Source organism: Mycobacterium sp. 1165196.3, from assembly GCF_001673415.1.
GTDB lineage: Bacteria > Actinomycetota > Actinomycetes > Mycobacteriales > Mycobacteriaceae > Mycobacterium > Mycobacterium europaeum_A.
The window spans coordinates 1-11,694 of the sequence record NZ_LZLU01000239.1 but is presented as its reverse complement, the minus strand read 5'-3'; the positions used below and the strand labels follow the sequence as shown (position 1 = coordinate 11,694).

Annotated in this window: 11 protein-coding genes and 1 pseudogene; 6 read left to right on the top strand and 6 right to left on the bottom strand. The window is 69.3% G+C overall.

Annotated features, from left to right (window positions below; translation table 11 throughout):
- The coding region (locus A5659_RS23350; RefSeq protein WP_197498166.1) for a hypothetical protein at window positions 1–785 on the top strand (785 nt) is incomplete at its 5' end.
- A gap of 191 nt (window positions 786–976) precedes the next feature.
- Entirely contained in the window at window positions 977–3,592 is a 2,616-nt protein-coding gene (locus A5659_RS23345; protein WP_156749336.1) for a circularly permuted type 2 ATP-grasp protein, read from the top strand.
- Between the two features lie 17 nt (window positions 3,593–3,609).
- On the opposite strand, the gene A5659_RS23340 is transcribed toward A5659_RS23345, so the two are convergent.
- Together A5659_RS23340 and A5659_RS23335 are read right to left on the bottom strand one after the other, a co-directional pair.
- The gene (locus A5659_RS23340) at window positions 3,610–4,665 is read right to left on the bottom strand and encodes a putative zinc-binding metallopeptidase (RefSeq protein WP_066863539.1); all 1,056 of its coding nucleotides are present in this window, start codon (window positions 4,663–4,665) and stop codon (window positions 3,610–3,612) included.
- Complete coding sequence (locus A5659_RS23335; RefSeq protein ID WP_082976170.1) at window positions 4,658–5,629, bottom strand: transglutaminase family protein; 972 nt, start codon at window positions 5,627–5,629, stop codon at window positions 4,658–4,660. The genes A5659_RS23340 and A5659_RS23335 overlap by 8 nt, the downstream gene beginning before the upstream one ends.
- Window positions 5,630–5,727: 98 nt before the next feature.
- On the opposite strand from A5659_RS23335, the gene A5659_RS23330 reads away from it, so the two are divergent.
- A complete protein-coding gene (locus A5659_RS23330; protein ID WP_066863545.1) occupies window positions 5,728–6,117 on the top strand; it encodes an MmcQ/YjbR family DNA-binding protein in 390 nt (129 codons plus the stop codon).
- Between the two features lie 5 nt (window positions 6,118–6,122).
- Here the strand turns inward: A5659_RS23330 and A5659_RS23325 are convergent, their stop codons facing one another.
- The 3 genes from A5659_RS23325 to A5659_RS23315 all read right to left on the bottom strand — a co-directional run bounded on the left by A5659_RS23325 (window position 6,123) and on the right by A5659_RS23315 (window position 8,416).
- Window positions 6,123–7,190, bottom strand: a complete 1,068-nt coding sequence (locus A5659_RS23325; protein WP_067184585.1) for an aromatic acid exporter family protein — start codon at window positions 7,188–7,190, stop codon at window positions 6,123–6,125.
- 3 nt (window positions 7,191–7,193) lie between these two features.
- A complete protein-coding gene (locus A5659_RS23320; protein ID WP_066863551.1) occupies window positions 7,194–7,637 on the bottom strand; it encodes a nitroreductase family deazaflavin-dependent oxidoreductase in 444 nt (147 codons plus the stop codon).
- Between the two features lie 104 nt (window positions 7,638–7,741).
- On the bottom strand, window positions 7,742–8,416 hold the full coding sequence (locus tag A5659_RS23315; RefSeq protein WP_067184598.1) for a 2OG-Fe dioxygenase family protein: 675 nt from the start codon (window positions 8,414–8,416) through the stop codon (window positions 7,742–7,744).
- A gap of 161 nt (window positions 8,417–8,577) precedes the next feature.
- Between A5659_RS23315 and A5659_RS23310 the strand changes: the two genes are divergently transcribed.
- A complete protein-coding gene (locus A5659_RS23310) occupies window positions 8,578–8,778 on the top strand; it encodes a hypothetical protein (protein WP_066878116.1) in 201 nt (66 codons plus the stop codon).
- A 6-nt stretch (window positions 8,779–8,784) separates the two neighbouring features.
- Here the strand turns inward: A5659_RS23310 and aspS are convergent, their stop codons facing one another.
- Complete coding sequence (gene aspS / locus A5659_RS23305; protein ID WP_067184582.1) at window positions 8,785–10,551, bottom strand: aspartate--tRNA ligase; 1,767 nt, start codon at window positions 10,549–10,551, stop codon at window positions 8,785–8,787.
- A 62-nt stretch (window positions 10,552–10,613) separates the two neighbouring features.
- On the opposite strand from aspS, the gene A5659_RS23300 reads away from it, so the two are divergent.
- Together A5659_RS23300 and A5659_RS27935 are read left to right on the top strand one after the other, a co-directional pair.
- Complete coding sequence (locus A5659_RS23300; RefSeq protein ID WP_197498168.1) at window positions 10,614–11,513, top strand: oxidoreductase; 900 nt, start codon at window positions 10,614–10,616, stop codon at window positions 11,511–11,513.
- A 9-nt stretch (window positions 11,514–11,522) separates the two neighbouring features.
- A pseudogene (locus tag A5659_RS27935) lies at window positions 11,523–11,621 on the top strand (SRPBCC family protein); the annotation flags it as partial.
- Window positions 11,622–11,694 lie beyond the last annotated feature (73 nt).

Sequence of the window (11,694 nt, the reverse complement as noted above, 5' to 3'; positions counted from 1 at the left end):
TGGCATCGGCCATCCGCTACGGGCCCCCACCCGGCTACGGGGCGCCGCCCCGGCCCGCGTTCAGCGTCGGTGACGCGTTCGGCTGGGCCTGGAACGCATTCACCAAAAACCCTGTGGCGCTGATCGTTTCGGCTCTCGTCTACGGGGTGCTGTTCGGCATCGCGTCCGCCCTGGTCGGCCTGAGTCAAAGCGTGGGTTCCACCACGAACAGCTCCGACGACGACTACTTCACCTTCACTGCGAACCTCAACGGCGGTGGGCTGGCGCTGCTCATCCTCGGCTATCTGGTCGCCTACCTGGTGGGGGCGTTCGCCCAGTCCGCTTTCCTGTCCGGCTGCCTGGATCTGGCCGACGGACGGCCGGTGTCCATCGGGTCCTTCTTCAAGCCGCGCAACTTCGGCACGGTGTTTCTGGCCGCGCTGCTGGTCGGCATCCTCACCTCGATCGCCTCGGCGTTGTGCTTCCTGCCCGGGCTGATCCTGGGGATCTTTGCCCAATTCACCATCCCCTACGCCATCGACCGGTCCGAGCAGCCGATCAAGGCCCTCACCTCCAGCTTCTCCACCGTCACACCGAACTTCGGCAACGCCCTGCTGGTCTGGCTGGTCGAGGTGGCGCTGTTCTTGGTGGGCTTCCTGGTGTGCGGCGTCGGCCTGCTGGTGGCGGCCCCGGTCGCCTCCCTGTTCGGGATCTACGCCTACCGCAAGCTATCCGGCGGACATGTGGTCCCGGTGCAGCAGGCGGGATACCAGTCCGGTCCGCCGCCCGGGCCCGCGCCGGCCTAGCGGCCGCGCGCAGGTCTTTCGATTACGGCCGGGCTCGCCGCGTTTGCGGTGCGCTGCGCCGGGTCGGCGCGTGTGATGGGATCGGCGATTATGAACATCAAAGTGGCGCCGGGGCTCGCCTCCGGCCACACCTTTGATTGGCCTTTGCGGACATGACATTCGGCACCGGCGCACCGGCTGGACCCGGCTCGATGGCGGGCACCGCACGCTATGACGCCGACCGGCTGCTGGCCGGCTACCGCGCCGCGCGCGCCCAGCAAGCGCTGTTCGACCTGCGGCACGGCCCGGCGAGCGGCTACGACGAATTCGTCGACGGGGACGGCAACGTGCGCCCGGCGTGGGGCGAACTGGCCGACGCCATCGCCGAGCGTGGCCGCGCCGGGCTGGACCGGCTGCGCTCGGTGGTGCGCGACCTGATCGACAACGACGGCATCACCTACACCGACGTCGAGCCCGGCGGCCGGGCCCTAGAGCCCAGGCCCTGGCAGCTGGACACCCTGCCGATCGTGCTGTCCGCGGCCGACTGGGAGGTGCTCGAGGCCGGCCTGCTGCAGCGGTCCCGGGTGCTCGACGCAGTGCTGGCCGACCTGTACGGGCCGCGCAGCCTGCTCACCGAGGGCGTGCTGCCCCCGGAACTGCTGTTCGGTCATCCCGGCTACGTGCGCGCGGCCAACGGCATCGAAATCCCGGGCCGTCACCAGCTTTTCATGCACGCCTGCGATGTCAGCCGACGACCGGACGGCGCCTTCATGGTCAACGGCGACCGCACCCAGGCCCCGTCGGGCGCCGGGTACGCGCTGGCCGACCGGCGCGTCGTCGCGCACTCGATTCCCGACCTCTACGAACGAATCGCGCCGCGGCCCACGACACCGTTCGCCCAGGCGCTGCGGCTGGCGCTGATCGACGCCGCACCCGATGACGCCCAGGACCCCGTGGTGGTGGTGCTGTCGCCGGGCATCTACTCCGAGACCGCGTTCGATCAGGCCTATCTGGCCACCCTGCTGGGTTTCCCGATGGTGGAAAGCGCCGACCTGGTGGTGCGCGACGGCATGTTGTGGATGCGCTCGCTGGGCACCTTGAAACGCGTCGACGTGGTGCTCCGCCGGGTCGACGCCGACTACACGGATCCGCTGGACCTGCGCGCCGACTCCCGGCTCGGGGTGGCCGGTCTGGTGGAGGCGCAGCACCGCGGGACGGTGACCGTGGTCAACACCCTGGGCAGCGGGATCCTGGAAAACCCTGGGCTACTGCGCTTTCTGCCCGCCATGGCCGAGCACCTGCTGGCCGAAACCCTGCAGCTGCCCACCGCGCAGGTCTATTGGGGCGGCATCGCCAGTGAACGCTCACACCTGCTGGCCAAGCTGTCGTCGTTGTTGGTGAAGTCCACCGTCGGCGCGGAAACCATTGTCGGCCCGGCTCTTTCGTCACACCAGCTGAGCCGGTTGGCCGCGCGCATCGAGGCGATGCCCTGGCAGTGGATCGGCCAGGAGCTGCCGCAGTTCTCGTCCGCGCCCACCGACCACGCCGGCGTGCTGTCGTCGGCGGGCGTCGGCATCCGGCTGTTCACCGTCGCCCAGCGGGGCGGTTACGCGCCGATGATCGGCGGCATCGGTTATGTGCTGGCCCCCGGGCCGGCCGCGTATGTCTTGAAAACCTCTGCGGCGAAGGATGTCTGGGTGCGGCCCACCGAGCGGGCACACGCCGAGGCGATCAGCCTTCCGACGCCGGAGGCACCGGCGAAGACGGCCGCGGGCACCTGGGCCGTCAGCTCACCACGCGTGTTGTCCGACCTGTTCTGGATCGGCCGTTACGGTGAGCGCGCGGAAAGCATGGCGCGGCTGCTCATCGTCGCCCGCGACCGGTTCCACGTCTACCGCCACCATCAGCAGAGCGAGGAAAGCGAATGCGTGCCGGTGCTGATGACGGCGCTGGGCCGCATCACCGGCACCGACATCGCGGCCGACAGCGACGGCGACCACGCCGAGATGATCGCCATCGCCCCGTCCACGCTGTGGTCGCTCACCGTCGATCCGCACCGGCCCGGCTCCCTGGTGCAATCGGTGGAGGGTCTGGCGCTGGCGGCGCGGGCGGTGCGCGACCAGATGTCCAACGACACCTGGATGGTGCTGGCCGGCGTGGAGCGCGCGCTGGCGCTGAAAAGCGAACCGCCGCAATCGCTTTCGGAGGCCGACGCGCTGCTTACCGGGGCGCAGACTCAGACGCTGGCCGGCATGCTGACGCTGTCGGGGGTGGCCAACGAGTCGATGGTGCGCGACGTGGGCTGGACGATGATGGACATCGGCAAGCGGATCGAACGCGGGCTGTGGCTGACGGCGCTGCTGGGGGCCACCCTGACCGTGGTCCGCGGCGCCGCGGCCGAACAAACCATCATCGAGTCCACCCTGGTGGCGTGCGAGTCCTCGGTCATCTATCGGCGCCGCACGGTGGGCAAGGTCAGCGTGGCCGCCATGGCCGAACTGATGCTGTTCGACGCGCAGAACCCGCGGTCGCTGCTGTACCAGGTGGAGCGGTTGCGGATCAACCTCAAGGACCTGCCCGGCTCCTCGGGCTCGTCGCGCCCGGAACGGCTGGTGGATGAGATCGGCACGCTGCTGCGGCGGTCCCATCCCGCCGAGCTGGAACGGGTCAGCGACGACGGCCGCCGCGCCGAGTTGGCGGAGCTGCTCGATGCGGTGCATGTCGAGCTGCGCAACCTGGCCGAGGTCATCACCACCACCCAGCTCACGCTGCCCGGTGGAATGCAACCGCTGTGGGGTCCCGGCGTACGCCGGGCGATGCCGGCCTAGCCGGACGACGATGCGGCCTAGCCGGCGATCGCCGCGGGTCCCCTGGCCTCCGAGGTGATCTCGTCGATCACGGTGTGGATGAACTTCATCTTCTCCAGCACCGCGGCCGGCAGCACGAACGGGTAGAGGTCGTCGTGGCCCATCGAACGGTTCACCATGTTCAGCGACCACGACAACGGCAGCCACATGTCGATGATCGTTTGAAAAGCGCTGGGCCCCAAGACCGGCCGGTCGAAGGTCGCCGTCGCCGGTGCGAATCCGCACCACGCCGAGGTGTCCAGCGCGTCGCGGATGTGCAGGTAGTGGGCGAACGTCTCGGCCCAGTCCTCGGCGGGATGCATGGTCGCATACGACGACACGAAGTCGTCCTGCCATCCCTGCGGCGGGCCGTCGCTGTAGTGGCGGTCCAGCGCCGCCTGGTAGTCGGCGTCGGGATCGCCGAACAGCTCGTTGAACTGCGCCAGGTAGTCGCTCGACGGGGCGATCAACCGGTAGAAGTAGTAGTGCCCGATCTCGTGGCGGAAGTGCCCGAGCAGGGTGCGGTAGGGCTCGTCCATCTCGACGCGCAGCTGCTCGCGGTGCACGTCGTCGCCTTCGGCCAAATCCAGTGTGATGACGCCGTTGTCGTGTCCGGTCATCACCTTCTCCTTGGCGCTGGACAGCAGATGAAACGCCAGGCCCTGCTGCGGATCCTCGTCGCGGCCGATGATCGGCAACTTCAGCTCGTGCAACTCGACGATCAGCCGGCGCTTGGCCGCCTCGGCCCGGGCGAACTCGGCCAGCCCGGCGGTGTCGGCGTCGTTGGGCCGCACCGTGGTCAGCGAGCACGACTCGCACAGCCGGCCGTAGTTGTTCTTCGGCACCAGCCAATTGCACTCGGCCAGATGCAGGTTGCCGCACAGCTGGTACTCGTCGGCGTCCACGGCGCCGGCGTGCTCGCCTTCGTTGCCCCGGGCGATCACCAGCAGTGCCATCTGGTTGAGGGAGAAGCCCAGTGCGCTGCCGCACGACAGGCACGCCGAATTCTCGAATGCCAGGCGCTGACCGCAATTGGGGCAGTGGAAATCACGCATAAAGCACATCACCTTCGAAAGGCACCACGTCGACGGCGACGTCGATCACGCTGTGTTCTGAGTTGGTATAGATGATCCCCCGCAGCGGCGGGACGTCGGCGTAGTCGCGTCCCCGGCCCACGACGATGTAGCGCTCGTCGACCATCTGGTCGTTGGTGGGATCAAGCCCCAGCCACTCGAATTGGCCTGCCTGCTGCGGTGTCCACACCGCCGCCCAGGCGTGGGTGGCGTCGATGCCGATCATTCGATCCTTTCCGGGTGGCGCGTCGGTGGCCAGGTATCCGGAAACGTAACTGGCCGCCAGACCGTTGGCTCGCAGGCAGGCGATCGCCAGCCTGGCAAAGTCTTGACATACCCCTTCCCGGGCGGCCAGAACCTCTTTGACTCCGGTGGAAATCGTCGTCGATCCCGACCGGTAGGTGAAGTCGGTGAAGATGCGCGACGTCAGATCCCGCAGCACCTCGATCAAGGGACGGCCGGGGGTGAAGCTGGACGCCGCGTAGTCGCGGATCTCGTCGGTGATCTCGGGCGGATTCAGGTCCAGGGTGAACTCGGTCGCCAGCGCCCCGCTGCGTCCGACCGGACGGGCCGATTCCCACGGTTGGGCCGCCGGCCCGGCGCCGTACAGGTCCGGGCCGGGCGGGTAGACGTCGACGATCGAATCGCTGGTCACCTTCAGGGCGCGGTGCGGCTCGGTGACATGGAAGTAGGAGCTGACGTTGCCGTAGTTGTCCTCGCTGGTGGAGCTGTCGCCGGGGGCCGGCTCGATCATCAGCCGGTGCGCGACGCAGCGCTGCCGCAGCGAGTCGCGCGGGGTGAGGAATCCGCGACCGTAAGAGCTGGTCACGACGTCGGAGTAGCGGTACTCGGTGCGGTGGGTCACCCGATGGCGACGGGCGGCCCCGCCGCCGTATCCGCCTGGTTCTGCTGGCAAGCGCGTCCTCCTGTCCACCGCTGATCTCATCACATGCCGGCCGCTCGCGTGGGGTCCGCAGACCGCGCGGTCGGCCACCGTTTGCCGATCCGGCGGCACTCACGCCAAAACGGGAGCACAATCTAGTTGTGGCCACGTGGGGCGAGGTCGCCCGCATCGTTGGTGAGCTGGCACTCACCTCCGAGCCGTCACCGCACGACTGGCGGGTCGGCAAGAAGTTGCTGGCCTGGGAGCGGCCGCTGCGGCCGTCGGAACGTGAGGCGCTGGAACGCAACGGTCTCCCATCCCCGCAGGGCGACATCCTCGGTGTCCGGGTGTCCGACGAGGGCGTGAAGTTCGCGCTGATCGACGACGAACCGCGGATCTACTTCACCACCCCGCATTTCGACGGCTATCCCGCGGTGCTGGTCAACCTGGCCGAGATCTCGGTGCGCGACCTCGAGGACCTGATCACCGAGGCGTGGCTGACCCAGGCCCCGCGCAAGTTGGTCCAGGAGTTCCTGGCCGACTCGCGCTGAATCGCTCAGACGGTTCGAAGGTCGATGACCCGTTGCAGGTCATCGACGCAGGCGCTGACGACGTCCGCGAGGATCACCTGCGTCTTCTCCCGCGCCCCGGATTGCAGTTGCGCGGCGTGGTGGCGCGCCGAGGCCGTGTACGCGCACGCGCCCGCGGGGTCGGGATCGGCCAGCACGGCCGCCGCCGCCAGCACCACCAGCACGGTGTGCACGGACTGCGGCAGGCGCTCGCGCCCGCCGTCTTCACCGGGTGCGACGGCGCGGACCAGCTGGAGCACCGAACCGGCCAACAGCGCCACGTGCACGGCCTGATGGTCGGCCGCCGAGATCGCCTCCCGCAGCCCCCAGCGCCGCGGCGCGATGGTGACGACGTGGCGCGCGGTGGTGCGCGCCTCGAGCAGCCCGCTGAGCTGTTCGTGCACCCGGTCGACGGCCGCCAGCGGCCAATCCGGCGGCGGCGCCTTGCGTCCGGCGGCGACGTCCGCCGACCGCGCCATTACGTCGTGCAGCACGCCGAGCACCCCGACGCGCGCGTTGCGCAGCACCTTGCGCGGGTCTGCGGGGAACAGCAGGACGGCGAAGACGATGGCCACCGCACCACCGATCAGCGCGTCGAAGATACGTTCAAACCCGACGCCGCCGCGGTACAGCGCCAGCACCAGGATCGCCGACACCACCGTCTGGTTGGCGAACATCATCCCGTGCCCGATGAAGCCGCCCCCGATGAACACCGCGGCGCCCAGCGCCACCACGGCGGCGACCCCGATGGGCACGTCCCCCGGCCCGAGCAGGCCCTGCACCAGCGAGCCCACCCCGATGCCCAGGGTCACCCCGATCATCATCTGGATGGCGCGCTGCGCCCGGAGCACGTTGCTGGTCGACAACGACACCGCGGCGGCGATCGGCGCGAAGAACGGCTGCGGGTGCTGCAGGACGTCGTGGGCCAAATACCAGGACAGGCCCGCGGCCACCGCGGTCTGCACCAGGTTGAACCAGACCGTCCGCAGCCGCTTACTGCCGGCACGCGCGACCGCGGCAACCAACGAGGGCGCCGCCGGTCGCGAAGTGCCCACCGGCTAGGTCCGGATTAACTCGAACAGCGGGATCACCCGGCTGGTCTTGGCCTGGTACTCGGCGAAGCCCGGCGCGACGGCGGTGACCTTGTCGAAGAGCGCGGCGCGCTCGTCGGCGGGCAACTCGCGCGCGGTCACGTCGAACGCTTGCACCCCCTGCGGAGCGCCGACCTCGACCCGCGCCTGGGGGTTGGCCCGTAGGTTGTGCACCCAGGCCGGGTCCTTGGGCGCGCCGGCGAAGGAGCCGATGATGATGAGCTTGCCGTCGATCTCGAAATAGGCCAGCGGCGACACCCGGGGCTGGCCCGACTTGGCGCCGGTGGTGTGCAGCAACAGCAGGCTGGCGCCCTCGAACTGGCCGCCGACCTTGCCGTCGTTGGCCCGGAATTCGTCGATGATGCTCTTGTTGAATGCGTTGACGTTCTCGGCGTCAGGGGTTTGAGTCATGCCCGGTCAACCTTGCCCGGCTCGGCGTCTATTCCGCTCGACAAACACCCGGACACGGTAATGGGTTTTGACGGCGGCTGAAAGCCGCCGATGAAACGGCGACCTCACGGCCAGGCCGAGGCAAAGGTGATCACCAGGACATCGCGCTGGGCCGGCATCGAGCCGTCGATCGGCCGGATCGGGGACACTCCGTGCAGGGTGCGACGGTCGTCGCCCAGCAGCAACGCGCCGGGATCGGCCAGCGTCGTCACCAGCAGCTCTCGGCCGTCGGCGTCGCACACCGTGCTCTCGCCGCCGCTGGCGTTGCGCCGCCCCACCAGCAGGGAGCTGACCAGGGTGACGCCGTCGCGGTGCATGCCCTCGGGCGTCGGGCGCCCGCCCTGCTCCATCGAGGACAGGGTGCGAAACGGATGCACCTTGACGTTCCAGTTCACGACGTCGTCCAGGGCCGACGCGACCCGGGACAGTAGCCCGATCACCTTGTACAGCAAGGGATCCCCGGCGAACGCGGCCGTCAGCGGCTCAATCTCGCGCTGCCTGCCGACGTAGAGGGGGTTGGAGTCCTCCGGCTGCACGAACGTGTGCTCGGGAATGGGGCGCAGCGCCCCGTCACGAAACGAGTACTGGCCGTAGCGACGCAGCCGCCGCACCCCCAACTCCGCCGCGTACGCGTCGGGCGCCAGCCGTTCCCAGTGCCGGGCGAACCGCTTCCAGTCCTCACGCCCCGCACCCAGGCTTCGCTTCACCTCGACGGCGGGCAGCAGCGCGGCTCCGGCCATGGCAACCTGCTGGGCCGCGGCGGCCACCGGGTCGGCGTTCGCCCGCTGCACGGAAAGAATGCGGGTCACCGCGCGGGGATACCGCACCGGGCGAGCCGCAAACCCGCTCGCCTTCGGGGTAACGCTGCCGGGCCGGGCGCATCTCGGGCAGGATATGCAGCATGGCCGATCAACCCGAGGTGCGCAGCGACAAAATCACCGTGCCGCAACGCATGGACGCGAACCACGTGCGCGCGCTGGCGATGCAGAAGGCGCAACACAAGGTGAGGCGGGGCCACCGGGTGTCCGATCTGGAACTCGGTGACAGCAGCCCGGTTGGCGGCCAAGACGTGGAGTGGTCTTACACCTACCGAGTGGTATAGGCGCCGCTAACCGCGCCCGGGCTTGGCGTCTATCCCGGACTCCTTGCGCTGCTGCGCGGTGATCGGCGCGGGCGCCTCGGTGAGCGGGTCCACGCCGCCGCCGGTCTTCGGGAAGGCGATCACCTCGCGGATCGAGTCGACGCCGGACAGCAGCGCGTTGATCCGGTCCCAGCCGAACGCGATCCCGCCGTGCGGGGGCGCACCAAAGGTGAACGCCTCCAACAGGAATCCGAACTTCTCCTGGGCCTCGGCGTGGTCCAGGCCCATCACCGCGAACACCCGTTCCTGGATGTCGCGGCGGTGGATACGAATCGACCCGCCGCCGATCTCGTTGCCGTTGCAGACGATGTCGTACGCGTCGGCGAGCACGTTGCCGGTATCGGTCTCGATGTCGCCCTCGTGGCCGGGCTTCGGCGAGGTGAACGCGTGATGCACGGCGGTCCACGCCCCCGAGCCGACGGCCACGTCACCCGCGGCGGTCGCGTCGTCGGCCGGCTCGAACAGCGGCGGGTCCACCACCCAGACGAACGCCCAGGCGCCCGCGTCGATCATTCCCAGCCGGTGGGCGATCTCGCCGCGCGCGGCCCCCAGCAGCGCCCGCGACGGCTTCGGCGGACCGGCCGAGAAGAAGACGCAGTCGCCCGGCTTGGCCCCGACATGGGCGGCCAGGCCGTCACGTTCGGCGTCGGACAGGTTCTTGGCGACCGGACCCCCCAGCGTGCCGTCGTCGGCGATCAGCACGTAGGCCAGTCCGCGGTGACCGCGCTGCTTGGCCCACTCCTGCCAGCCGTCCAGCGTGCGCCGCGGCTGTGATGCCCCACCGGGCATCACCACCGCACCGACATACGGCGCCTGGAAGACGCGAAATGTGGTGTCTTTGAAGAACTCTGTGCAGTCGACCAGCTCGAGGCCGAAGCGCAGGTCGGGCTTGTCGGAGCCGAATCGCCGCATCGCGTCGGCGTAGCTGATCCGTGGGATGGGTCTGGGAATCTCATACCCGATCAACGCCCACAGCGCGGACAGGATCTCCTCGGAGATGGCGATGATGTCCTCGGCGTCGACGAAGCTCATCTCCATGTCGAGCTGGGTGAACTCCGGCTGGCGGTCGGCGCGGAAATCCTCGTCGCGGTAGCAGCGGGCGATCTGGTAGTAGCGCTCCATGCCGGCCACCATCAGCAACTGCTTGAACAGCTGCGGACTCTGCGGCAGGGCGTAGAACGAGCCGGGGTGCAGGCGGGCCGGCACCAGGAAGTCGCGCGCGCCTTCGGGGGTCGAGCGGGTGATCGTGGGGGTTTCGATCTCGACGAAGTCATGCTGGGCGAGCACCGACCGTGCCGCGGCATTCACCTTGGAGCGCAACCGGATTGCCTCGGCCGGCCCGTCGCGGCGCAGGTCCAGATAGCGATACTTGAGCCGCAGCTCCTCGCCGGCGGGCTCGTCGAGCTGGAACGGCAGCGGCGCGCTCTCCCCCAGCACCGTCAGCGACGTGGCGTTGACCTCGATGTCGCCGGTGGCGATCTCGGGGTTGGCGCTGCCCTCCGGGCGGATCTCGACCACACCGGAGACCGCGACGCAGAACTCGGCGCGCAACCGGTGCGCCTGGGCCAGCACGTCCTCGGCGCGGAACACCACCTGGGCGATCCCCGAGGCGTCGCGCAGATCGATGAAGATGACGCCTCCGTGGTCGCGGCGGCGGGCCACCCAGCCCGCCAGCGTCACCTGCTGCCCGGCGTCGCTATTCCTCAGCGAACCCGCGGCATGACTGCGCAGCACAAAAGACTCCTCTTCACCTGGCCAGAACGAGTGCCCAGTCTAAAGGAGGTAATTTCGGTGGCATCGCCACAGACGCTGCTACCAACATCGCCCTGGTCGGTCCCGGCGCCGTCGGCACGACGGCCGCCGCCCTGCTACATCGGGCCGGCCACTCCGTCATCGTGTGCGGGCGCACCCCGCGCGACGTGATCGAAGTGCGACCCGACGGCGCCGACCCGATCGTCGTGCCGGGTCCCGTGCACACCGATCCGGCCGAGGTGACCGGGCCGGTGGACGTGGTGTTGCTGGCCGTCAAGGCCACCCAGACCGAGGCGGCGGGCGGCTGGCTGGCCCGGCTGTGCGACGTCCACACCATCGTCGTGGTGCTGCAAAACGGTGTGGAGCAGGTCGAACAGGTGCAGCCGCTGTGCCCGCAATCGCCCGTCATCCCCGGGATCGTGTGGTACTCGGCCCAGATGCAGCCCGAAGGCTGGGTGCGGTTGCGCACCGAACCGGCCCTGGTGCTGCCCAGCGGGCCGTCGGCGGAGGCCGTCGCCGAGCTGCTGCGCGACGCCGGGTGCCGGGTGGACTGCGACCCCGACATCATCACCGCGGCCTGGCACAAGCTGCTCACCAACGCCCTGGCCGGCTTCATGGCACTGGCGCGCAGGCGGTCTGGGATGTTCCGCCGCGACGACGTCGCCGCCCTGGCGCGCCGCTACGTCGCCGAATGCCTGGCCGTCGCGCGGGCCGAGGGCGCCCGGCTGGCCGACGGCGTGGTCGACGAGTTGGTGGACATGTTCCGCAACGTCGCCGAGGACATGAGCACCTCGATCCTGACCGACGCCGAACATCAGCGGCGGATGGAATGGGACATCCGCAACGGCGTGATCATCCGCAAGGGCCGGGCCCACGGCCTGGCCACGCCGATCAGCGACGTGATAGTGCCCTTACTCGCCGCGGCCAGCGACGGCCCCGGCTAGATTGATTTCATGTTCCCCTGCGAGCGCGTGGATCTGAACTTCATCGACTCGGCACCGTTCGTCTTCAGCAACAGCGTCGACCTGGCCATCACCCCCGAGCAGCTTTTCGCGCAGGCTGGCGGAGTCCTCGCCCTTGGCGACCGCGTTGATGATGCTGCACGACATGGACGAGGACGCGGCG